21 protein-coding genes and 3 pseudogenes are annotated in these 22,968 nt (G+C 58.4%); 12 read left to right on the top strand and 12 right to left on the bottom strand.

Annotation, left to right across the window (positions count from 1 at the left end):
- Positions 1-31: 31 nt before the first annotated feature.
- Positions 32-1,348, bottom strand: coding sequence for an MFS transporter (locus RHM58_RS04015; protein WP_242486356.1), 1,317 nt, complete (start codon positions 1,346-1,348; stop codon positions 32-34).
- Between the two features lie 328 nt (positions 1,349-1,676).
- Here RHM58_RS04015 and quiC point away from each other — a divergent pair, with 328 nt between their 5' ends.
- Entirely contained in the window at positions 1,677-3,578 is a 1,902-nt protein-coding gene (gene quiC / locus RHM58_RS04010; RefSeq protein ID WP_322269716.1) for a 3-dehydroshikimate dehydratase QuiC, read from the top strand.
- 102 nt (positions 3,579-3,680) lie between these two features.
- Positions 3,681-4,358, top strand: coding sequence for a TetR family transcriptional regulator (locus RHM58_RS04005; RefSeq protein WP_201198108.1), 678 nt, complete (start codon positions 3,681-3,683; stop codon positions 4,356-4,358).
- Between the two features lie 55 nt (positions 4,359-4,413).
- On the opposite strand, the pseudogene RHM58_RS04000 reads toward RHM58_RS04005, so the two are convergent.
- The 3 genes and pseudogenes from RHM58_RS04000 to RHM58_RS03990 all read right to left on the bottom strand — a co-directional run bounded on the left by RHM58_RS04000 (position 4,414) and on the right by RHM58_RS03990 (position 6,800).
- A pseudogene (locus RHM58_RS04000) lies at positions 4,414-5,267 on the bottom strand (shikimate dehydrogenase).
- Between the two features lie 5 nt (positions 5,268-5,272).
- The gene (gene aroQ, locus RHM58_RS03995; protein ID WP_201198106.1) at positions 5,273-5,713 is read right to left on the bottom strand and encodes a type II 3-dehydroquinate dehydratase; all 441 of its coding nucleotides are present in this window, start codon (positions 5,711-5,713) and stop codon (positions 5,273-5,275) included.
- Positions 5,714-5,888: 175 nt separating this feature from the next.
- Positions 5,889-6,800: a LysR family transcriptional regulator gene (locus RHM58_RS03990; protein ID WP_201256612.1), complete on the bottom strand. Its 912-nt coding sequence runs from the start codon at positions 6,798-6,800 to the stop codon at positions 5,889-5,891.
- 240 nt (positions 6,801-7,040) lie between these two features.
- Here RHM58_RS03990 and RHM58_RS03985 point away from each other — a divergent pair, with 240 nt between their 5' ends.
- Together RHM58_RS03985 and RHM58_RS03980 are read left to right on the top strand one after the other, a co-directional pair.
- Positions 7,041-7,469 (top strand): DUF4160 domain-containing protein, encoded by a 429-nt coding sequence (locus tag RHM58_RS03985; RefSeq protein WP_201256613.1) that lies wholly within the window; start codon positions 7,041-7,043, stop codon positions 7,467-7,469.
- Positions 7,466-7,912, top strand: a complete 447-nt coding sequence (locus tag RHM58_RS03980; protein ID WP_322269713.1) for a DUF2442 domain-containing protein — start codon at positions 7,466-7,468, stop codon at positions 7,910-7,912. Before RHM58_RS03985 ends, RHM58_RS03980 begins: the two co-directional genes overlap by 4 nt.
- A 57-nt stretch (positions 7,913-7,969) precedes the next feature.
- On the opposite strand, the pseudogene trmA reads toward RHM58_RS03980, so the two are convergent.
- Positions 7,970-9,050 (bottom strand): annotated as a pseudogene (gene trmA / locus RHM58_RS03975) (tRNA (uridine(54)-C5)-methyltransferase TrmA).
- Positions 9,047-10,342 (bottom strand): NCS2 family permease, encoded by a 1,296-nt coding sequence (locus tag RHM58_RS03970; RefSeq protein WP_201198102.1) that lies wholly within the window; start codon positions 10,340-10,342, stop codon positions 9,047-9,049. Before RHM58_RS03970 ends, trmA begins: the two are co-directional and overlap by 4 nt.
- Before the next feature lie 206 nt (positions 10,343-10,548).
- On the opposite strand from RHM58_RS03970, the gene RHM58_RS03965 reads away from it, so the two are divergent.
- Positions 10,549-11,007: a DUF4879 domain-containing protein gene (locus RHM58_RS03965; protein ID WP_201256615.1), complete on the top strand. Its 459-nt coding sequence runs from the start codon at positions 10,549-10,551 to the stop codon at positions 11,005-11,007.
- A gap of 67 nt (positions 11,008-11,074) precedes the next feature.
- Positions 11,075-11,626: a DJ-1 family glyoxalase III gene (locus tag RHM58_RS03960; protein ID WP_201256616.1), complete on the top strand. Its 552-nt coding sequence runs from the start codon at positions 11,075-11,077 to the stop codon at positions 11,624-11,626.
- A 6-nt stretch (positions 11,627-11,632) separates the two neighbouring features.
- Here the strand turns inward: RHM58_RS03960 and RHM58_RS03955 are convergent, their stop codons facing one another.
- The 3 genes from RHM58_RS03955 to RHM58_RS03945 form a co-directional block, all read right to left on the bottom strand.
- Complete coding sequence (locus RHM58_RS03955) at positions 11,633-11,920, bottom strand: HigA family addiction module antitoxin (protein WP_322269712.1); 288 nt, start codon at positions 11,918-11,920, stop codon at positions 11,633-11,635.
- Between the two features lie 14 nt (positions 11,921-11,934).
- Positions 11,935-12,213, bottom strand: a complete 279-nt coding sequence (locus RHM58_RS03950) for a type II toxin-antitoxin system RelE/ParE family toxin (RefSeq protein WP_201256618.1) — start codon at positions 12,211-12,213, stop codon at positions 11,935-11,937.
- Between the two features lie 124 nt (positions 12,214-12,337).
- Entirely contained in the window at positions 12,338-13,576 is a 1,239-nt protein-coding gene (locus RHM58_RS03945; RefSeq protein WP_201198099.1) for an MFS transporter, read from the bottom strand.
- A gap of 550 nt (positions 13,577-14,126) precedes the next feature.
- Between RHM58_RS03945 and RHM58_RS03940 the strand changes: the two genes are divergently transcribed.
- The 3 genes and pseudogenes from RHM58_RS03940 to RHM58_RS03930 all read left to right on the top strand — a co-directional run bounded on the left by RHM58_RS03940 (position 14,127) and on the right by RHM58_RS03930 (position 16,819).
- Positions 14,127-15,566, top strand: a complete 1,440-nt coding sequence (locus tag RHM58_RS03940; RefSeq protein WP_201198098.1) for a cytochrome ubiquinol oxidase subunit I — start codon at positions 14,127-14,129, stop codon at positions 15,564-15,566.
- A 2-nt stretch (positions 15,567-15,568) separates the two neighbouring features.
- Positions 15,569-16,576 carry a cytochrome d ubiquinol oxidase subunit II gene (cydB, locus tag RHM58_RS03935; RefSeq protein WP_201198097.1) on the top strand — a complete coding sequence of 336 codons (1,008 nt, stop codon included), beginning with the start codon at positions 15,569-15,571 and terminating at the stop codon, positions 16,574-16,576.
- 76 nt (positions 16,577-16,652) lie between these two features.
- A pseudogene (locus tag RHM58_RS03930) lies at positions 16,653-16,819 on the top strand (DUF2474 domain-containing protein).
- Positions 16,820-16,896: 77 nt separating this feature from the next.
- Here RHM58_RS03930 and RHM58_RS03925 read toward each other — a convergent pair.
- Together RHM58_RS03925 and RHM58_RS03920 are read right to left on the bottom strand one after the other, a co-directional pair.
- Positions 16,897-18,021, bottom strand: coding sequence for a class I SAM-dependent methyltransferase (locus RHM58_RS03925; protein ID WP_322269711.1), 1,125 nt, complete (start codon positions 18,019-18,021; stop codon positions 16,897-16,899).
- Between the two features lie 174 nt (positions 18,022-18,195).
- The gene (locus RHM58_RS03920; protein ID WP_322269709.1) at positions 18,196-18,909 is read right to left on the bottom strand and encodes an autoinducer binding domain-containing protein; all 714 of its coding nucleotides are present in this window, start codon (positions 18,907-18,909) and stop codon (positions 18,196-18,198) included.
- A gap of 336 nt (positions 18,910-19,245) precedes the next feature.
- Here RHM58_RS03920 and RHM58_RS03915 point away from each other — a divergent pair, with 336 nt between their 5' ends.
- Positions 19,246-20,022: a ferredoxin--NADP reductase gene (locus RHM58_RS03915; protein ID WP_201198093.1), complete on the top strand. Its 777-nt coding sequence runs from the start codon at positions 19,246-19,248 to the stop codon at positions 20,020-20,022.
- 45 nt (positions 20,023-20,067) lie between these two features.
- On the opposite strand, the gene mscL is transcribed toward RHM58_RS03915, so the two are convergent.
- Positions 20,068-20,481: a large-conductance mechanosensitive channel protein MscL gene (gene mscL, locus RHM58_RS03910; protein WP_201198092.1), complete on the bottom strand. Its 414-nt coding sequence runs from the start codon at positions 20,479-20,481 to the stop codon at positions 20,068-20,070.
- A 287-nt stretch (positions 20,482-20,768) separates the two neighbouring features.
- Between mscL and RHM58_RS03905 the strand changes: the two genes are divergently transcribed.
- Complete coding sequence (locus RHM58_RS03905) at positions 20,769-22,310, top strand: catalase (RefSeq protein ID WP_322269708.1); 1,542 nt, start codon at positions 20,769-20,771, stop codon at positions 22,308-22,310.
- A gap of 60 nt (positions 22,311-22,370) precedes the next feature.
- Positions 22,371-22,925: an ankyrin repeat domain-containing protein gene (locus tag RHM58_RS03900; protein ID WP_201198090.1), complete on the top strand. Its 555-nt coding sequence runs from the start codon at positions 22,371-22,373 to the stop codon at positions 22,923-22,925.
- Positions 22,926-22,968 lie beyond the last annotated feature (43 nt).

Raw genomic sequence — 22,968 nt, 5'->3', positions numbered from 1 at the left:
GAGCAAGCTCGCTCCCACAGGGGGTGGTGTTTTAGTCGGTAACGGCAGGAATCTTGCGCGGTGCCATGAAGTACATCCAGATCAGCGCGATGAAGTACATCGCCGGAATCATGGTGAACAGCACCGTGTAGTTGTTGTTGGTCACCGTCAGAATGTGCCCGACCAACTGCGTCATGAACATCCCGCCGATGGCCGCGCACATGCCGCCGAAGCCGAACACCGTGCTCATCATGTGTTTGGGCGTGTAGTCCATCACCAGGCTCCAGATGTTCGCAGTCCAGGCCTGGTGCGCACCAATGGCCAGGGAGATGGCGAACACCGCGACCCACAAGTTGCTGGAACCCGCCGCCATGATCACGCCGATGATGCAGCAGGCGAACAGGAACATCGACATCAGTCGCGCCTTGATCGGGTTGACTCCACGGCCGATCAGGAACGAGGACAGAATCCCGCCACCGACGCTGCCGAAGTCCGCCGTCAGGTAAATGATGATCAGCGGGATGCCCATCTGGGTCACGTTGATGCCCAGGTTGTATTGCTGATTGAGGAACGGTGGCAGCCAGTAAAGGTAAAACCAGAACACCGGCGCGGTCATCGAGTAGGCGAGGGCGAAGGCCCAGGTGCCACGCATGCGCAGGATTTTCGAGAACGGGACGCGGGATTGTTCCGGCTCGACTTCCTTCTGGATGTAGTCCAGTTCCGACTGTTTAACGCTCGGGTGATCTTCAGGGTTGAAGTACTTCAAACCCCAGAACACCAACCAGATCCCGCCCAGTGCCGACATGCACAGGAACGCCGCTTGCCAGCCCCACGCGTGAAGAATCAGCGGCAACAGCATCGGCGTGAACATCGCGCCGACGTTGGTCCCGGCGTTGAAGATGCCGGTGGCCACGGCGCGCTCGCCCGCCGGGAACCACAACCGGGTGGTTTTCACACAGGCCGGGTAGTTCGCCGCCTCGGTCAAACCAAGAATAAACCTACAGACCATGAAGCCTGCGGCCGACGTGGCCAGGCCATGGGCGCCGGTGGCCAGGCTCCAGAGCAGTACCGCGCAGAAGAACACGCGCTTGACGCCGACCCGGTCGATCAACCGGCCTTGCAGCACGAAGCCAATGGCGTAGCCGACCTGAAACCAGAAGTTGATGTTGGCGTAGTCCATCGCCGTCCAGCTCATTTCCTTGGCCAGGATCGGCTGCATGACGCCCAGTGCGGCGCGGTCGATGTAGTTCAGAGTGGTGGCGAAAAATACCAGCGCCAGCATGCCCCAACGGGTTTTGCCGACCGCCATGGCGCCGCGGATCTTGTCGCCGATGCCGCTGCTGGCAGGAGTCATGGAGGAACGCTCCATGGGAGAGCTTTGAGAAGGAGTCATGTAGGCCACCCGATTATTTTTATGTGGTGTTCTAGGTCTTTGGTAACCGAGACCGATGGTTTGTGACCGGTCTCAATGTGCAGCAGATGTTGGGCAGTGGACGAAAAGTCGTCAATTCGCCAAGGGCCATTGTGTTCGATAATCGCCCGCAAAACTAACCGGGTAGTACACTTTAAATTGCTGTGCGGGATACTGCAGCCAATAATTTACCCCAAGAAAAACGCGATCCCTGTAGGAGCTTCTACAGATAGCAACGCGTGCAATGCCTCTAACAAGATGATCTCCACCCACCGGGAGTCGATATATGCAGCGTTCCATTGCCACTGTTTCCTTGAGCGGTACCCTGCCGGAAAAACTTGAAGCCATCGCCGCCGCCGGGTTTGACGGGGTGGAGATTTTCGAGAATGACCTTCTCTACTACGACGGCAGTCCCCGTGAAATTAAACAGATGTGCGCCGATCTCGGGATCGTCATTACGCTGTTTCAACCCTTCCGGGATTTCGAAGGTTGCCGCCGCGATCGTTTGCCGCGCAATCTGGAACGGGCAGAACGCAAGTTCGACCTGATGCAGGAACTCGGCACCGATCTGGTGCTGGTCTGCAGCAACGCTTCGGCTGACTCCCTCGGCGATGAACACATCCTGGTGGATGACTTGCGTTTGCTGGCCGAGCGGGCCGGTGCTCGTGGCTTGCGAATCGGTTACGAAGCCCTGGCTTGGGGCCGTCACGTTAATACTTATCAACAGGTGTGGAACATCGTTCGCCAAGCTGATCACCCGAGCCTCGGTGTGTTGCTGGACAGCTTTCACACGCTCTCGCTCAAGGGCGATCCGAGCGCCATCGCCGAGATTCCGGGCGACAAGATTTTCTTCGTGCAAATGGCCGACGCGCCGATCCTGGCCATGGATGTGTTGGAGTGGAGTCGGCATTTCCGCTGTTTCCCCGGCCAGGGCGAATTTGATCTGGCAGGTTTCCTCGCACCGATTATCAAGAGTGGCTACACCGGGCCGCTGTCGCTGGAGATCTTCAACGACGGCTTTCGCGCCGCGCCGCCACGGGCTAACGCCGCCGACGGTTTGCGCTCGTTGCTGTACCTGGAAGAGAAAACCCGCCAGCGTCTGGCCCAGGAAGCCAAGCCTGTGGCCAACGTCGATATCCTGTTCGAGACCCCCAAGGCCAGCGAGTACAACGGCATCGAGTTTCTTGAGTTTGCGGTAGATGAAAGCCTCGGCGCCAAGCTTTCGCACTGGCTGGAGCGGCTGGGTTTCGTCAAGGCCGGGCAACATCGCTCCAAGAGCGTCAGCCTGATGCGCCAGGGCGATATCAACCTGATTCTGAACTCCGAACCGTACTCATTTGCTCACAGTTTCTTCGAAGCCCACGGCCCGTCGTTGTGCGCAACGGCGGTACGAGTCAAGGACAGTGCCAGCGCCCTGGCGCGTGCTGTGGCCTATAAAGGCCAGCCTTATCGTGGGCTGGTCGGCCCCAACGAACTTGAGCTGGCGGCGGTGCGCGCACCGGACGGTAGCCTGATTTATCTGGTGGACGAGGAGGCCGATGTCTACGGCACCGATTTCAATCTGCAACCAGTGGCGACGGCCAGCGGCGGCCTCAAGCGCATCGATCACATGGCGATGGCGTTGCCGGCGGACAGCCTCGACAGTTGGGTGCTGTTCTATAAAAGCCTGCTGGATTTTGAGGCAGACGACGAAGTGGTGCTGCCCGATCCGTACGGCTTGGTGAAGAGCCGGGCGCTGCGTAGCCGTGACAGTTCGATCCGCTTGCCGCTGAACATTTCCGAGAACCGCAACACCGCGATCTCACACGCACTGTCGAGTTATCGCGGTTCCGGGGTGCATCACATTGCCTTCGATTGCGACGACATCTTTGCCGAAGTCAGCCGCGCGAAAGAGGCGGGCGTGCCGCTGCTGGATATCCCGCTCAACTACTACGACGACCTCGCCGCGCGGTTCGATTTTGACGACGAGTTCCTCAGCGAACTGGCCTACTTCAACGTGCTCTACGACCGTGATGCCCAAGGTGGCGAGTTGTTCCATGTGTACACCGAGCCATTCGAAGGGCGGTTCTTCTTCGAGATCATTCAGCGCAAAAATGGCTACGCCGGTTACGGTGCAGCCAACGTCGCGGTGCGTCTGGCTGCGATGGCAAAATCCCGAAGTGGTGCCGTACGTCAGGCAAAGTTGTAGGAAAATCGTAAACATGGCGTTAAACCGCAGCCGTGCGGCTTCCTTCACTGTGCGGCGCGGCCCATAATCGCCAGCTTGTGCAGTAATGGCCGTGAGCCCGCAATGACAATAACTTCAGAACTCCCCGTTGCCACCGACGAACCGCTTGTCGAGCCTCGCAAGAGTCGCAAGAACAACCCGGAAAAGACCCGCGAAAACATCCTTCAAGAAGCGATTGTCGAGTTCGTCCAGCAAGGACTTTCCGGCGCTCGCGTCGATGCAATCGCCGAGCGTATCCACACCTCCAAGCGCATGATCTATTACTACTTCGGCAGTAAGGAACAGCTCTATATCGAGGTGCTGGAAAAGCTTTACGGGGATATCCGCAGCACGGAAAACCGTCTGCACCTGGCCGAACTGGCGCCGGTGGAGGCGATTCGCCGACTGGTGGAGTTCACCTTTGATCACCATGATCGCAACGTCGATTTCGTGCGGATCGTCAGCATTGAAAACATTCACAACGCCGAATACGTGAAGCGCTCCGATGCGATCAAGGCGATGAACAACACCATTCTTGATTCACTGGGCGAGATTTTGCTTCGCGGGGCTGAAGCGGGTGTTTTTCGTTCCGGCGTCAATGCGCTCGACGTGCATTTGTTGATCAGCTCGTTCTGCTTCTATCGCGTGTCGAACCGCCATACGTTTGGTGAGATTTTTCAGATTGATCTGCCGGATGAAAGCGTCAAACAGCGTCATCGGGAGATGATTTGCGAGTCGGTTTTGCGATACCTGCAGGCCTGACCTGTGGCGAGGGAGCTTGCTCCCGCTGGGCTGCGAAGCAGCCCCTTCCGATCTATCACCCATTCATGCTTTGAAAGTGCGCCAGCATCCGCTGCGCATCCGGCACCACACCACTGAACAATTCAAACGCCTTCACCGCCTGAAACACCGCCATGTTGCCGCCATCCAGCGTCCGGCAACCCAAGGCGCGGGCGCTGCGCAGCAGTTCGGTTTCCAGCGGGAAGTAAACGATCTCCGCCACCCACATTTCAGCTCTCAACAGCTCCACCGGCACTGGCGTGCCTGGCAGTTTTTTCATGCCCATGGGCGTGGTATTCACCAGGCCGTCGGCCACGGCCAGGGTGCTCGCCAGATCGTGCCCTGCCACCGCCCGCCTTGCACCGAAATGCTGATTGAGGTTGTTCGCCAGCGCCTGCGCCCGGCTGTCATCCACGTCGAAAATGCTCAATTGCCGGACGCCTTCGCTCAGTAGCGCGTGAGCCACCGCCGCGCCCGCGCCACCGGCGCCCATTTGGACGACACGTTCACGGGCGACGTCCTTCAACCCCGGCGAAAACCTTCGGCAAATCCCAGGCAATCGGTGTTGTGGCCGATGCGTTTGCCGTCCTTGAGCACCACCGTGTTGACCGCGCCAATGCCTCGGGCTTCCGCAGACAATTCGTCGAGTAACGGAATGATGGCCTGCTTGCACGGAAAGGTGATGTTCAGCCCGGTAAAGTTCATACGCTCGGCGGCCATCAGCAGGTCGGGCAGGGCGTTGAAATCAAGCTTCAGTTGGTCAAGGTCGATCAAGCGATAGAGGTAACGCAGTCCTTGGGCATCGCCTTCATGTTCGTGCAGCGCCGGCGTGCGAGAGGCCTGGATGCCAGCGCCGATCAGACCGGCGAGTACCACGGTGTTCTGTGTCATGGCGCTTATCCCTTCAAACGTTGGCTGAAATGCTCCAGCGCCAAGCGATAACCGTGGCTGCCGAAACCTGCCATAACAGCCGTGGCGATGGCCGAGACAAAGGAGTGGTGACGGAACGGTTCGCGGGCGTGGACGTTGGACAGGTGAACTTCGATCACCGGTAGTTCGCTGGCCACCAAGGCGTCGCGAATCGCCACCGAGGTGTGCGTCCATGCCGCCGGGTTGATGATAATCCCGGCGCAGCGGCCGCGGGCAGCGTGAATCCAGTCGAGCAATTCGCCTTCGTGGTTGGTCTGGCGAAACTCCACCGCCAGGCCGAACTCCTCGGCCGCACGACCGCACAACGCGGAAATGTCGGCCAGGGTTTCGTGGCCATAGATCGCCGGTTCACGGGTGCCAAGCAGGTTCAGGTTCGGGCCGTTGAGCACCAGAACGATAGGGGGCATGGGTGACTCTCCACTTATTATTTTTGGCATGGCTGTCAGTTTCAGCCTGTGGAGATAAATTGTACTAGTCGGTTACTTTGGTCAAATGAAGAGGTCGTGTGACGGGCTTTTGTGGGCGGTGATCGGACATAAGAAAAAGATCGAAGCCTTCGGCAGCTCCTACAGGTGCGATCTTTTAACGCGGCAAATGCTCAACCAGAAAATCGATGAAAGCCCTCAACCGCAACGGCACATGCCGGCTCTGCGGATAGAGCAGGGTGAAGGGCCGCGAACGTCCGCTATAAGGCTTGAGCACTTCCACTAGCGAGCCGTCGGCCAACTCGTTTTCGACAATAAAGCGATAGGTCTGAAACAACCCCGCACCGTGCTTCGCCAGGGTCACGCCCCCCAACACATCGTCAGAACAACTGAGGCTTCCCTCGGCGAGAATCTCCTGCGGCACGCCATTGTCGTTGAACAACCAGGCAATCCGTCGGCCACTGCTGGGCAATTCGTATTGAATGCATTCGTGCTGTTGGAGATCACCCAGCGTTTGTGGCACGCCCGCGCGCTTCAGGTAACCGGGACTGGCGATCATCACCAGCGCCGCGTCTTCCAGGTGCCTGGCAATCAAACCGGAATCCGGAATCGCCCGCACGCGGATCGCCATGTCATAGCCTTCGCCGACGAAATCGATGTTGCGATTGCTGATATGCGCCTCGACCTTCACCGCCGGAAAGCGCGCACGAAACGCCGGTAGCAACGGCAAGATCCGGTGATGGCCATAAGTCGTAGGAATACTGATACGCAAGGTGCCGGACGGTTCCTGCTGCTGGCCCATGACCTCGCGTTGAGCTTCAACCAATTGCGCCAGCGCCTGACGGCATTCCTCGTAATAACGCCGACCACTGTCGGTCAACTTGACGCTGCGAGTGGTTCGGGCGAACAACCGCACGCCCAGGCGTTCCTCCATCCGCGACACCGAACGGCTCACGGCCGCCGGCGTCACCCCGGCCACCAACGCGGCGGCGGTAAAGCTGCCGGCTTCGGCCGCGAGGCAAAACAGTTCGATGCTGCCCAACTGAAGATCGTCGAAATACCGCTGCATGATTGATTACGCCGGGGATCAAATGAAGAGTCTGGCTCTGTATTTATCAAATGCCAGCGCATCAATACAACCGTTATCACGAAAGGATTGCTTACTATTTTCCGGCGTAAGGGGCAGGGCGGTCGCGGTCTCGAAAGCTAGTCTCAAGCTCAGGTGATTGATTTGGGGAGTCAGCACCAATTGTCGAATTCATAGGGAATGTCGAGTCATTCGACTCATTAACCTAACGGATGGGTTAGCATGAAATTATTCAACTACAACGGGTTGTCAGCGGTAATCATGTTGCGCGATGAGCACTGTCCACCGCATGCGCATGTGGACGCCGGCACCTGGAGTGCACGCTTCAAATTCAGCTTCTGGCACAACAGTGTCGAGCTTTGGGATGTGGTACCTCAATTGCAACGGCCGCCCGAGGCGGTGCTGGAGGGATTGCGTCATGCGCTCAGACAACCCGCTCACTTGCGTCGTGCACGCGGTATCTGGTGGGACAAGTTGCAAACGGCCTGCCTCGACAATCAATTGTGGGACTGGCAGACCAACGAAATCGTGGTGATGAAAAGGATCACCAGCACGACCTACATGATTGGCTCGGCCTGTTACGAGCCCGAGAAGAACAAGACCCTGCTGGCGCTGGTGGGAGCTCCGGAGGGCGTGGAGATCGAATTATGAAAACGATTCAGCCAAAGATGCTGGTGGATCGGCCCGTGACTGAAGCAGTACTGGACGAGGCTATTGTGCGGGGGCGACTTCGCCACAAAAGTGGTTTGCAGGCGACGGCGGTAACGTTTCAGGATGCGTGCCTGACGGTCAGCTTCGAGGATGGCACTGGCGTGTTGTTACCTGTGAAGCTCTTTCCGGAGTTCGATGGTTTTGAGCCCGAGGATTTTGCCAGTCTGACCGTTGGTTTTTCTGGCACTGCACTCTGCCATGAGGAAAAGGACCTGCACGTCTCCATCGCCGGGATGATTTCAGCCAGCAAGCCCCTGATGAACATGGCGGCCTCGGTCATTTCCTCGCGCAATGGTCGCCAGAGCAGCGCCGCCAAGGCCGAGGCCGCCCGGGCCAACGGCAAAAAGGGTGGCCGCCCGCGCAAGGTCGAAGTTGTCCAATAAGCAGCACCCACAAAAAAGCCGTCATCAAGACGGCTGATTTGTATCTGGCACCTGCTATCAACGGCGGGTCAACAACACCCCGGATTCCATGTGATGCGTCCACGGAAACTGGTCGAACATCGCGCATTGGGTAATGCGGTGTGTGTCGTGCAACTGGGCGATGTTGGCCGCCAGGGTTTCCGGGTTGCAGGAGATGTAGAGGATGTTGTCGAAGCGTCGGGTCAGTTCGCAGGTGTCCGGGTCCATGCCGGCGCGCGGCGGGTCGACAAACACGCTGCCGAATTCGTAGCTCTTGAGGTCGATGCCGTGCAGGCGTCGGAACGGCCGCACTTCGTTCAAGGCTTCGGTCAGCTCTTCGGCGGACAAGCGCACCAAAGTGACGTTATCCACAGCGTTTTCGCTGAGGTTGCTCAACGCAGCATTGACCGAGGCTTTGCTGATTTCGGTGGCCAGCACTTTACGCACGCGAGTGGCGAGCGGCAGGGTGAAGTTGCCGTTACCGCAATACAACTCCAGCAAATCGTCAGTGCGATCGCCGAGAGCGTCATAAGCCCAGTTGAGCATCTTCTGGTTCACGGTGCCGTTAGGCTGGGTGAACGCGCCTTCCGGCTGACGGTAACTGAAGGTGTGACCGCCGACTTCCATCTGCTCGACCACGTAATCCTGGCCGATGACTTCGCGCTTGCCCTTGGAGCGACCGATGATGCTGACGTTCAAGTCCGCCGCCAGCTTCGACGCGGCGGTGTGCCAGTGCTCGTCCAGCGGGCGGTGGTAACACAGCGTGATCATCGCATCACCGGCCAGGGTGGTCAGGAACTCCACCTGGAACAGCTTGTGGCTCAGAGCCGCGCTGGCTTTCCACGCGGCTTTGAGTTGCGGCATCAATTCATTGATGCGCAGGCTGGCAATCGGGAACTCTGTCGATCAGGATCGGCGTGCGCTTGTCTTCCTGGGAAAACATCGCGTAGTGACGCTCGCCGCCTTCGCGCCACAGGCGAAACTCCGCGCGCAGGCGGAAGTTCTTCAGTGGCGAGTCGAATACTGCAGGTTCTGGCGCGCCAAACGGGGCCAGCAGGTCACGCAAACGCGTGACCTTTTCTTCGAGCTGAGCGGCGTAGGCCTGGGAATCAAAAGTCATGCGTTGAACCAACCCAACTTGATCACAAACAGAATCGACAGAATCACCAGCGCCGGGTTCAGCTCACGAGCGCGCCCCGACAGCAACTTGATCACGGTCCAGGAAATGAAACCGAAGGCGATGCCGTTGGCGATGGAATAGGTGAACGGCATCGCCAGGGCGGTGACCACGACCGGTGCGGCGACGGTGATGTCGTCCCAGTCTATTTCGGCCAGACCGGATGTCATCAGTACGGCGACGAACAGCAGTGCCGGAGCGGTGGCAAACGCCGGAATGCTGGCGGCCAATGGCGAGAAGAACAGCGCCAGCAGGAACAGGATTGCGACCACGACGGCGGTCAGGCCGGTGCGGCCACCGGCACTGACGCCGGCTGCGGATTCGATGTAGCTGGTGGTGGTCGAAGTGCCCAGCAGCGAACCGGCCATGGCTGCGGTGCTGTCAGCGATCAGTGCGCGACCCATCTTCGGCATGTGGCCGTCCTTGCCCATCAGGCCGGCGCGTTTGGCAACGCCGATCAGCGTGCCAGAGTTGTCGAACAGGTCGACGAACAGGAAGGCAAAAATCACGCTGACCAGGCCGATGTCCAGTGCGCCCTTGATGTCCAGTTGCAGGAACGTCGGGGCCAGCGAAGGTGGCATCGACATCACGCCGCCGAACGGGGTGACGCCCAGTGCGATGGAGGCGACGGTCACGACCAGGATGCCGATCAGTACCGCGCCGCGAACCTTCAGAGCTTCGAGGGCAACGATCAGGGCAAAACCCAGGGTCGCGAGGATCGGTGCCGGTTGTTTCAAGTCACCTAGGCCGACCATGGTTGCCGGGTTGCTGACCACGATGCCGGCGTTGTGCAGGGCGATCAGTGCCAGGAACAGACCGATACCGGCGGCAATCGCCGAGCGCAGGGGCAACGGGATGCTGTTGATGATCCATTCACGGATGCGGAAGATCGACAGCAGGAAGAACAGCACCGCCGAGATAAACACCGCCCCCAGCGCCACTTGCCAGGTATGGCCCATGTGCAGGACCACGGTGTAAGTGAAGAACGCGTTCAGGCCCATGCCCGGCGCGAGCGCGATCGGGTAGTTGGCGATCAGGCCCATCACCGTCGAGCCGATGGCAGCGGCCAGGCAGGTGGCGACAAACACCGCGCCTTTGTCCATGCCAGTCTCGCCGAGGATGCTCGGGTTGACGAACAGAATGTAGGCCATGGCCAGGAAGGTCGTGACGCCCGCAAGAATCTCGGTGCGCACGTTGGTGTTGTGTGCCTTGAGTTGAAACAGCCTTTCCAGCATGTCTGCTCCCCGTGGCGCGCAGTGCGCCGTGAATGTATCGACCTCAACAGCAAAGCACAGACCGCCCTAGGCGCCCGGGAATTTTCTGTGGGTCGGAAAAAGCCGCGCATCATACCAGCCGCGTGGGGTAATGGCTGCGATCGTCGGCGATGTTTTGCCGTTAAGCGAAGTGAGCCATACTGCGCGCCTGTTTTGGGGGAGTCGTAATGGATCGCATCAAGCGCAAAATTGTTCGGTCGTGGGGTCTGTTTTTCGCGTTGCTGGCCAGTGCGCCCACCGTTCTGGCAGCGTCGGCACCGCCGTTGACCAGCGTTCATGTACTTAAGGTCCAGTCAGCCACCTGCGGGATTGAAAATATTTCTGCCGGGCAAGAGCGCACGACCTGTGATCACGGCGGCGCGAACATCAAGGTCTATGTGCTGGAGATGGGCTACGGGCGAGTGCCCACGGTCGGGATCGACGGTTTCAGCGTCGGCGGTGTACAAGCCAACGTCTGCGCCTACGCCAATGGCAATCCGACGCAATGCACCAGCACTCAGACGAGGATCGTCGGCAAGCTCTACATCTATGACCTGGGCGACAAGCAGGAAGGGACGTTCACCTTCAGCAACACCTCGATCAACGCACCGGGCAACACGGTATCGACGCAGCTTTACATCAAGTAACGACCAGGCGCGAACAAGGGTCCTTAAAGCTGACTAAGCTTTAAGGACCCTCCTGTGGACCGTGCCCATGACCTTTAGAGCTCTGATTACCCTCGCCGAGGGCATCGATGACCTGCAATGCGTGACCCTGGTCGACGTGCTGCGCCGCGCCAAGGTCGAAGTGGTGGTGGCCAGCATCGAAGGCCGACGCATGCTCACCTGTGCCCGTGGCACCCGCGTGACCGCCGATGCAATGCTGGTGGATTTGCTGGCCCAGCCGTTCGACCTGATCGCCCTGCCCGGCGGTGCCGTGGGCGCGCAACATCTGGCGGCCCATCAACCCCTGGAACAACTGATCAAGGATCAGGCTGCCGCCGGGCGCCTGTTCGCCGGCATCGCAGAAGCGCCGGCGCTGGCGCTGCAAGCCTTTGGTGTTTTGCGTCAGCGGCGTATGACCTGTTTGCCCACGGTCAGCAATCAACTGTCGGGCTGCACCTTCGTCGATCAACCCGTGGTGGTGGACGGCAATTGCATCACCGCCCAAGGCTCGGGCGCCGCGTTGCCCTTTGCGCTGGCACTGGTGGAGCAACTTTGCGGTAAGGCCACGAGAGCGGCGGTGGCGGGGGAATTGTTGGTTTAGCGCAGGTCAGGCGTGGACAGCAATAGGCTCGATGGCCGGCTGCTCACGATGTTCCGCTTGCCAGAGGTCATAGTCCGTTTGAACGCCTAGCCACATTCTGGCTTTGCCGATGCCTGCCCGCTCTAGACGTACCGCCAGGTCCGGACTGATCGGTGCATGGGCATGTAGCACCCTGGAAAGATGTGGCCGCGCAAATCCCAGATGGCGAGCCAATTCAGTGACGCTGATGCCAAGCTCGGGTAAAACATCCCGCAACAGTGTTTCGCCAGGGTGTGGCGGATTGTGCACGGGCATGGTCCTGCCTCCTGTCAGTGATAGTCCAGATAATCGACCAGTTCGATATCCGAGCCAATAAAACGAAAAATCACCCGCCAGTTACCCGAGACACTCAATGACCAATACTCGGCCAATTCTCCCTTGAGCGGGTGTAACCGCCATCCAGGAAGGTCGAGATCGCCAGGCGTCATTGCGCGGTCCATGAACTGCAACATTCGAGACAAACGTTTCGCATGGTCTGCGCGAATCCCACGAGTCGAACCTGTTTCATAGAAGCCTCGAAGGCCTTTGTGCTGAAAGGATTTGATCATGGAGGAGGTGTAAGGCGATACATTACACTTGATGCGGTATCTATGTATCGCACTTGGTCGGCAAATTTATGCTTTGTGCCGCCAGGCGGGTGCGGGACCTCCCTTGCTCCTGGAAGTAACCGCCTTAAACCTTCGCCTCTTCCACCGCCATGTGCATGCGGTCGCGGTTGGCCAGGGTCGGGAACAGTTTGATCCAGGTCCCGGTCACCACCAGCGTGCCGATGCCGCCCATGACCACGGCGGGCACGGTGCCGAACCAGTGGGCGGTCAGGCCGGATTCGAATTCGCCCAACTGGTTTGAAGCGCCGATGAACAGTCCGTTTACGGCGCTGACCCGGCCGCGCATTTCGTCCGGGGTTTCCAGTTGCACGAAGGAGGCGCGGATCACCATGCTGATCATGTCCGCCGCGCCCAGCACCACCAGCACCGCCAGGGAAAACCAGAACGAGGTGGACAGGCCGAAGGCGATGGTCGCGACGCCGAAGATGCCCACGGCGGTGAACATCACGCGCCCGACCTTACGCTCCACGGCAAATCGCGCCAGGAACAGTGACATCAACAACGCTCCCACCGCTGGCGCCGAGCGTAGCAGGCCCAGGCCCCAGGGGCCGGTCAGCAGAATATCTTTGGCAAACACCGGCAGCAGCGCCGTAGCGCCACCCAGCAGCACGGCGAACAGGTCCAGGGAAATCGCCCCGAGGATGTCCGGGCGACTGCGAATGAAGCGGATACCGGCCAGCAGCGAATCCATCGTCGCCTTGCCCTTGTTCAGCGGCGTTTGCCGGGCTGGCAGGTTGAGCATCAACGAGCAGGCGATGAGGTACAGAACCACCGTTGGGCCATAGACCCAGACGCTGCCGAAGGCGTAAAGCAAACCGCCGAGTGCTGGCGCGACGATGGTGGCCGATTGTTGCGCCGATTGTGCGGCGGCCACGGCCCGAGGGAACAACGCGCTGGGCACGATGCTCGGCAGCAGGGCCTGAGTGGTCGGCATCTCGAAGGACCGGGCGGCACCGAGCAGGAACGCAAGGATGAAGATCATCTCCCGTGTGACGTGATCAGTGGCGCTGCCAATGGCCAGGGACAGGGCGATCAAGGCTTGCAGGAACTGGCAGATCGCCGCGACCTTGCGCCGGTCATAGCGGTCCGCAACATGCCCGGTGTGCAGCATGAACAGCACCCGCGGGGCGAACTCGACCAAACCCACCAGGCCCAGGTCCAGCACACTGCCGGTCAATTGATACAGATTCCAGCCGATCGCCACTGTCAGCATCTGAAAACCGCTGGCGGTAAATACCCGTGCCAGCCAGAACGCAATGAAAGGACGGTGATGGCGTAACAGCAGGGGCGCTTGGCTGGGCATCTGAAGGCAGGTCTTGAGCGAGGGGAAGGTCGAGGTTATCACCAAGCTGTAACAAGAAGTTACGCTGACAAAAATTTTAGGTAGCTAGACATCGATCTCCAAAACACAGCGTTGTTTCCCTGTGGCGAGGGGGCTTGCCCCGTTGGGCTGCGAAGCGGCCCTAAATCCTGACACCTCATTCCTATTGGCAAAACCGCATCAATCAGTTTGCGACTGCTGCGCAGCCGAACGGGGCAAGCCCCTCGCCACAGTAAGCATTCTCAATTCAGGGAATGTGTTGCGACTGATTACCAACGTTATGAGGCAACCTGTCACGCGTCAAAAGACCACACCGTCTATCGTCAAAAATGGGACTACTCTTTTAACGTTGCTTGATCCAGATCAATACCCCTCATGGAATTGATCCGGCGGCCAAACGGCCAGACTCCCTACGTTGTGATGATTTTAAAAAAAGAACGAATTGGAATTCGCCACACTCCATATCCGTGGGGGCAGAGTGGGTGCAGGGTCACAAGCCCTTCAGCCTGTATTACCTGACAGAGGAAGACTTATGTTCGGTTTGGAGGCGCTTGATCTCGCCCGGATGCAGTTCGCGTTCACCATCTCGTTCCACATCCTGTTCCCGGCCATCACCATTGGCCTGGCGAGTTACCTGGCGGTACTCGAAGGCCTGTGGTTGAAAACCCACAACGACACCTACCGCGATCTGTACCACTTCTGGTCGAAGATCTTTGCCGTGAACTTCGGCATGGGCGTGGTCTCCGGGCTGGTCATGGCCTATCAGTTCGGCACCAACTGGAGCCGTTTCTCGGACTTCGCCGGTGCTGTCACCGGGCCGCTGCTGACCTATGAAGTGCTCACAGCCTTCTTCCTCGAAGCCGGTTTCCTCGGCGTCATGCTGTTCGGCTGGAACAAGGTCGGGCGCAACCTGCACTTTTTCTCCACCGTCATGGTGGCCATTGGCACGCTGATCTCAACCTTCTGGATTCTCGCGTCCAACAGCTGGATGCAGACGCCACAAGGCTTTGAAATCATCGACGGTCGAGTGATTCCGGTGGACTGGCTGGCGGTGATCTTCAACCCGTCGTTCCCGTACCGCCTGATGCACATGGCCACGGCAGCATTTGTAGCGACAGCATTCTTCGTCGGTTCCTCGGCGGCGTGGCACTTGCTGCGCGGCAAAGACAACCCGGCGATTCGCACCATGCTCTCGATGGCCATGTGGATGGCATTGATTGTGGCGCCGATCCAGGCGGTCATTGGCGACTTCCACGGTCTCAATACCCTTGAGCATCAGCCGGCGAAAATCGCGGCAATCGAAGGTCACTGGGAAAACGTCGGTAATGAACCGACCCCGCTGATCCTGTTCGGCTGGCCGGACATGAAAGCCGAGAAGACCAAGTTTGCCGTAGAAATTCCATACCTGGGCAGCCTGATCCTGACGCACTCCCTGGACAAACAGGTGCCGGCGCTCAAGGACTTCCCGCCTGAAGACCGGCCGAATTCGACCATCGTTTTCTGGTCGTTCCGGGTCATGGTCGGCCTGGGCTTCCTGATGATCTTCACCGGTTTGTGGAGCCTGTGGCTGCGCAAGCGCGACAAGCTGTATACCTCGCGTCCGTTCCTTTACCTGGCGTTGTGGATGGGCCCGTCTGGCCTGATCGCGATTCTCGCTGGTTGGTTCACCACTGAAATCGGTCGTCAGCCGTGGGTGGTCTACGGGTTGATGCGCACGGCCGATGCGTCCTCCAATCACAGCTTCGTGCAGATGAGCATCACGCTGGTGCTGTTCGTTGTGGTGTATTTCGCGCTGTTCGGCGCCGGCCTCGGCTACATGATGCGCCTGGTGCGCAAAGGGCCGAAGATCGACGAAGGCAAGGAAACCAACGACGGTGGTCCTGGCCAGAAACGCACGCCGTCCCGTCCGCTGTCCGCCGCTGACGATAACGGCGACAGTGATCACAGCCCCAGCCTGACCAAGGAGATTTGAACATGGGTATCGATCTTCCGCTGATCTGGGCCGTGATCATCATCTTCGGCATCATGATGTACGTGGTCATGGACGGTTTCGACCTGGGGATCGGGATTCTCTTCCCGTTCATCCCGGGCAAGACTGACCGTGACGTGATGATGAACACCGTCGCACCCGTCTGGGACGGTAACGAAACCTGGCTGGTACTGGGCGGCGCGGCATTGTTCGGCGCCTTTCCTCTGGCCTATTCGGTGGTGCTGTCGGCGTTGTACCTGCCGTTGATCCTGATGCTGATCGGGCTGATCTTCCGCGGTGTGGCGTTCGAGTTCCGCTTCAAGGCCAAGGACGACAAGCGCCACCTCTGGGACAAGGCCTTTATCGGTGGTTCCATCACGGCGACCTTCTTCCAGGGTGTGGCGTTGGGTGCATTCATTGATGGCATTCCAGTGGTCAATCGCCAGTTCGCCGGCGGTTCACTGGATTGGCTGACGCCGTTCACCCTGTTCTGCGGCCTGGCGCTGGTGGTGGCTTACGCACTGCTTGGCTGCACTTGGCTGATCATGAAAACCGAAGGCAAGTTACAAGAACAGATGCACAACCTGGCGCGGCCGTTGGCGTTCGTAGTATTGGCGGTGATCGGTATCATCAGCATCTGGACCCCGCTGGCCCATGCCGAGATCGCGGCACGCTGGTTTACGCTGCCGAACCTGTTCTGGTTCCTGCCGGTGCCGATCCTGGTATTGGTGACCATGTACGGTCTGATCCGCGCGGTGGCCCGCAATGCGCACTACACACCGTTCCTGCTGACCCTGGTGTTGATCTTCCTCGGTTACAGCGGCTTGGGCATCAGCCTGTGGCCAAACATCGTGCCGCCGTCGATCTCGATCTGGGACGCCGCCGCACCGCCGCAAAGCCAGGGCTTCATGCTGGTGGGTACGCTGTTCATCATTCCGTTCATCCTGGGCTACACCTTCTGGAGCTACTACGTGTTCCGCGGCAAGGTCACCCATGAAGATGGTTACCACTAGCCCCACCCTGTAGGAGCAAAACTTGCTCGCGATGGCGTCCTCACCGGCGCCATCAACTTCAAGAGAGGATTGAGACATGTCCACAAAACCTACCCTGCACGACATTGAACAGGCCGAAAAAAGCCGCTGTGGCAGCGGCTCGGATGGCTGGCAATGATCTGGACCGGCAGCGTCGTGGTGCTGTTCATCGCGGCCAGCCTGATGCGGATGTTCATGAACGCCGCAGGCTTGACCACTCACTGAAACACCCGAGATTCCCATCCCGTTGCCTTGCGGCACGGATTCATAACCCTCCTGATGGAGGGTTTTTTTAGCCCGCGTTATTTACGGGCCTTGAGGATCACGAATTTCGATGTGGCCGCCACTTGCTCGACGCCGCGGAACAACCGCGCGAGCTTGCTGTGATAACCCAGGTGACGATTGCCGACGATGTACAACGCGCCGCCGACCACCAGCGCCTCGCGAGCCTGCTGGAACATCCGCCAAGCCAGAAAGTCGCCAACCACTTGCTGCTGGTGAAACGGCGGATTGCACAGCACGACGTCCAGGGACTGCGGTTCCTGCCCGGCCAGGCCATCGCCAGCCCGCACGATCACATCGCGTGCACCCAGTGCCGCGCGCCAGTTTTCGCTGGCCGATTGCACCGCCATGAACGATTCGTCCACCAGCGTGTAGTGAGCTTCGGGGTTTTGCAGGGCGCTGGCGATGGCCAGCACGCCGTTACCGCAACCGAGATCGGCCACTCGCGCCGCGCCGAGGTTTTTCGGCAGATGCGGCAGAAACGCTCGCGTGCCGATATCCAGCCCTTCGCGACAAAACACGTTGGCGTGGTTGAGCAGTTCGATTGCCGGCTCGTCGAGCAGGTAGCGGGACGGGTAGGGCGAGACGGAGGGCGCTTTGGCTTCTGGGGTCGCGATCAACAGCCGGGCTTTCTTCACCGCCAATGAGGCCTGGACCGGGCCGATGTAGCGCTCCAGCAAGTCCCCGGCGGCGCGAGGCAGGTGTTTGACCATCGCCGCTGCAATCACCTGGGCACCCGGCGCCAGTTGGCCTTGCAGGCGAATCAATTGCTCTTCCAGCAACGCGAGGGTTTTCGGTACCCGGATCAACACCCGGTCAAACGGCCCGACGAACGCTTCATTGGCCGGCACGCTGGGCACCGCGTCGAACGCCTGGCCATTGCGGATCAGATTCTTTTCCAACCCTTGAAATGCGAGGAACGAGTCGCTGCTGCTGGTGACCTGAACCTTGCCTGCCAAACTAGCCGCCAGTGCGCCAAAACTGTCGTTGAGCACCAGCACTCGAACATCCGCCGTCGGTTGTTCCTCGGCCAGATGATTGAGCAGGTATTCGTCGGCGGCATCAAACGCTTGCAGCGGTTCGTTCTGCTGTTCGGGCTGGCGGATCAGGTCGAGTTGGGCGAAGGCTGTTTCGAGCAAGGGCATGGGGCGGGGGCTCTGGATAATCAACGGATGTCCCGCGGCCCAGGGGCGTTGTGGCGGGCGGGCCTGCCGAGTGGACTGCGGCGTGAAGTTTCACACGTCGACACTCAGGAAGGATGGCAAATGGTACGTTTTTTTCGTTTGGATTACTCGCAGGTTTTCTTGCCGCGGGTGGTTTCAGATAGCTCCGGCCCTGGCTGCTGCAATCACCGCAGCAATCTTGTTGCAAACTCCCAGTTTCTGGATAGCGCTGTGCACATGGAAATTCACAGTGCGCTCGCTCAGGCTGAGAATTCTGGAAATCTCGTAAGCGGTCTTGCCATCGGCAGACAGCTTCAACACCTCGACTTCTCGGGGGGATAAATGCGGCATGCTGGGCTTTGGTGCTTTTTTCGTCAGGGTTTGGGTCGCCAGTGCGTGCAGGTGGCGGCTGATAAAAACCGTGAAGCCCAGGTTTTCATACAGTTCATAGGCGGTGATCGGGCAGTGGCTTCTGGCCAGACTCAGCATGCTGTACAACCCGTTGTCCTCATCATGGATTGATTGTGACCAGCCGTACTGCAGTCCTTGTTGTTGCAAGGCTTGCCATAACCACGGGGTCTTGGAGTAGACGTCCTCGGTCCATAAAATCGGCAACATTGAATGATTGCAGTGGGCCACTATCGGGTCTATTGCGCTAAATTTGTTTTGTTCATATTGCGTATTCCAGTCATGGGGGAAATTGTTCCGGCTCAGGGTGTAGTCGTGAGTTCCAAGTGTTTTAGACGTTATTGAAAAAGAACAGAATTTGAACCCAAGATTCTTAATGAAATTAAGTGAGATCTTGTAGGCGACATCGATTTCTTTAGTGTAAGACAGTTGCGTTAATTGTGACTCCTTCCACATTTCCATTTCAGATCCTCCGTATACGGTTTCGCTGGGGTGCTCAATGGATCCAAGATCCGGCACGTCCGGAGTGTAGGATGATTCCTACTAAAGTGCTTTGATTTTTTCGGTATTGATTACGCCATCAAGTGAATAACAAGTTCTTAGTCCTTGTAACGTTGGTGTGACGGTTTTAGGATTGAGGGTGATATGTAAGAACATGAAATATTTTTCATAATTGATATTGTTAGTTGGTAGTTGTTAGGTATAAATAGGAATCGTTGTCTAAAGCCACTACAAACTGCCAGTGTTTAAGTCGTCTGCTTTGCGGGACACTGGCCGCTCCTGTTGATGGAGTGCCCCATGACCGCCAGCGCAGAAAAATTCACGCGCCAGACCCTGCTCGACGTCCAGTCCCTGACCCCGAGTCTCTTTACCCTGCGCACAACCCGAGACGCGGGCTTTCGATTTCGTGCCGGGCAATTCGCTCGATTAGGCGTCACCAAGCCCGATGGCAGCACGGTGTGGCGCGCCTATTCCATGGTCTCTTCGCCCCATGACGAATTTCTGGAGTTCTTTTCCATTGTCGTGCCCGGCGGGGAATTCACCAGCGAGTTGAGCCGTCTGGAAGTGGGCGACACGTTGATGGTGGAGCGACAGGCCACGGGCTATCTGACCCTGGATCGTTTCGTCGATGGTCGTGATCTCTGGTTGCTATCCACCGGCACAGGCGTGGCACCGTTCTTGTCGATCCTGCAGGATTTCGAGGTGTGGGAAAAATTCGAGCGAATTATTCTGGTGTACAGCGCGCGCGAAGGTCGTGAACTGGCCTATCAGGCTCTGATCGCGGGGCTGGCGCAGCGTGACTACCTGGCCGAATATGCCCACAAACTGCGTTTTATCCCCACAGTCACGCGCGAGCAGCCTGCGGGCGTGCTGAATGGACGGATCACCACCCTGATAGAAAATGGCGAACTGGAGCGGGCGGCGGGGCTGGAACTGACGCCCGAGCACTCGCGAGTAATGATCTGCGGCAATCCACAGATGATCGATGACACCCGCAAATTGCTCAAACAGCGTGACATGAACCTGAGCCTCAGCCGACGACCGGGGCAGGTGGCAGTAGAGAACTACTGGTAAAAAAACGGCGCCCCGAAGGCGCCGTTTTTTAGTGCAATACAGCCTTCAAGGCCGAGTGTTCTGAGCCTTGAGCAGATCGCGGATCTCGCTCAGCAGCTCTTCTTCCTTGGTCGGAACCGGCGGCAGGGTTGGTGCTACGGCCTCTTCGCGCTTCAGACGGTTGATGGCTTTGACGCCCATGAAGATCGCGAACGCGACAATCACGAAGTCGATCATGCTCTGGATGAATTTGCCGTACGCCATCACCACCGCGGGTACGCTGCCATTAGCAGCCTTGAGGGTAATGGCCAAATCACTGAAATCCACCCCACCGATCAGCAGGCCAATAGGCGGCATGACCACATCGCCGACGAACGACGAGACGATCTTGCCGAAGGCTGCGCCGATGATGATACCGACGGCCATGTCGACCACATTGCCTTTGACCGCGAAGGCCTTGAACTCGTTAAGCACGCCCATAGGTTATTTCCTTGTTACAGATGAGGTTGGTGAGCGCAGTGTAAATCAGCAAAACACATCCTGCTCGACACAACTGCTTACATGACTTGCCTGCTATCGACCTCCTTATTGGCAGAAAGTTTACAAAAGGCCATCATTCGCGCGCGGTTTACCCGCTCTAGACCGGGCTTTCCAGCACCTTTTCGCTATCGCCCCGGTTTGGCATTTCTATTTAGGTTTTGGGCTGTCGGTCACTAGCCTCTGTTGAGCGCACCTGGATGCGCTTTATAAAATCAGAGGAAACTCCTATGACAACTTCCCTTGGCCTTGGGGCTTTTCCCCATCGCCGCGCCTTGGGCGTTTTGACCGCCAGCGTGCTGTCCTTTTCCGTGAGTGCCGCGACCCTGACCCGCGATAACGGCGCCGCCGTCGGTGACAACCAGAACTCGCAAACCGCCGGCGCCACAGGCCCAGTGCTGCTGCAAGACGTGCAACTGATCCAGAAACTCCAGCGTTTCGACCGTGAACGGATTCCCGAGCGTGTGGTGCACGCCCGTGGTACCGGCGCCCATGGCACGTTCACCGTGACGGACGACGTCAGCGATCTGACCAAGGCCAAAGTCTTCGCCGGCGGCCAGAGCACGCCAGTGTTTGTGCGCTTCTCGGCGGTGGTGCATGGCAACCATTCCCCGGAAACCCTGCGCGACCCACGTGGTTTCGCCACCAAGTTCTACACCGCAGACGGCAACTGGGACCTGGTGGGCAACAACTTCCCGACCTTTTTCATCCGAGACGCCATCAAGTTTCCGGACATGGTCCATGCCTTCAAACCGGACCCGCGCACCAACCTTGATGACGATTCTCGTCGTTTTGACTTCTTCTCCCATGTCCCGGAAGCCACCCGCACACTGACCGAGTTGTATTCCAACTCGGGAACACCGGCCAGTTATCGGGAGATGGATGGTAACGGTGTGCACGCCTACAAGTTGGTGAATGCCAAAGGCGAAGTGCACTACGTGAAATTCCACTGGAAAAGTTTACAGGGGATTAATAATCTCGATCCGAAAGCGGTCACCAAAGTTCAAGGTCAAGACTACAGTCATATGACAAATGACTTGGTCACTCATATCAATAAGGGTGACTTTCCAAAGTGGGACTTGTACATCCAAGTTATAAATCCGCAAGATCTGTACAAGTTTGATTTCGATCCTTTGGATGCCACCAAAATCTGGCCAGGTATTCCTGAACGAAAAGTAGGACAAATGGTGTTGAACCGTAATCCGGCCAATGTATTCCAGGAAACCGAACAAGTTGCCATGGCACCGGCCAATCTGGTTCCCGGAATAGAGCCTTCGGAAGATCGTTTGTTACAAGGTCGAGTGTTCTCGTATGCCGATACGCAAATGTATCGTCTTGGGCCTAATGCGCTGCAACTGCCGATCAATGCGCCAAAGGTTGCCGTGAACAACGGTAATCAGGATGGCGCCATGAACAGCGGTGCCAGCAGCACCGGTGTGAACTATCAGCCAAGCCGATTGCTGCCCCGTGAAGAACCGCAAACCGCCCGCTATAGCCAGTCGGCCCTGTCGGGTAGCACCCAGCAGGCGAAGATCCAGCATGAGCAGAACTTCAAGCAGGCCGGCGATCTGTATCGCTCGTTCAGCGAGAAGGAGCGCCAGGACCTGATCGACAGCTTCGGCGGCTCGCTGGCCAGCACGGACGACGAGAGCAAGCACATCATGCTGTCCTTCCTCTATAAGGCCGACCCGGAATACGGGACCGGCGTGACCAAGGTCGCCAAGGGTGACCTGGCTCGGGTCAAGGCACTGGCGGCCAAATTGGTCGACTGATCTTGTTTGCCTGAAAAGCGGGGCCTCATTCGAGGTCCCGTCTGACCAAGGAGCCTTCCCATGCGTTTCTATCTCTCCCTGTTTCTGGCAGCACTGTCGTTCAGTGTGTTTGCCGGGCCGACGGCAGAGGTCTCGAAAGACCCTGCCGTATTGAAAACCCAATTGCAGGATTACTACTTCGATGCCGCCCGTCGTGGCGATGTACCGATGCTCAATACCTTTATCGAGGCCGGTTACTCCCTCGATACACGCGACAGCAAGGGTTACACCGCGCTGATTCTGGCGGCCTATCACGGCCAGACCGCCGCTGTGGACCGCTTGCTGGCGGCTGGCGCCGATGCCTGCGCTCAGGACCAACGTGGCAACACGGCATTGATGGGCGCCATCTTCAAAGGCGAAGTGCAGATCGCCCGAACCCTGCTGGCGGCCAATTGCAGTCCCGATCAGCGTAACGGCGCTGGCCAGACTGCAGCGATGTACGCCGGGTTATTCAACCGTGTCGAGCTGCTGGATGCGCTCAAGGCCAAGGGGGCCGACCTCAACGCCGAAGATCCGCTGGGTAACAGCGCCGCGCGTCTGGCCAGTGGTGAAATCCGCAACGCGGTGCCGCGCTGATCCGGTCCAGCTGAGCTATCATCGCGGTTTTTGCCGGGAGTTC

It is taken from the genome of Pseudomonas sp. 10S4, from assembly GCF_034344865.1.
Classification (GTDB): Bacteria; Pseudomonadota; Gammaproteobacteria; order Pseudomonadales; family Pseudomonadaceae; genus Aquipseudomonas.
The sequence above is the reverse complement of the archived record's forward strand: the minus strand, read 5'-3'. Positions and strand labels throughout refer to the sequence as shown.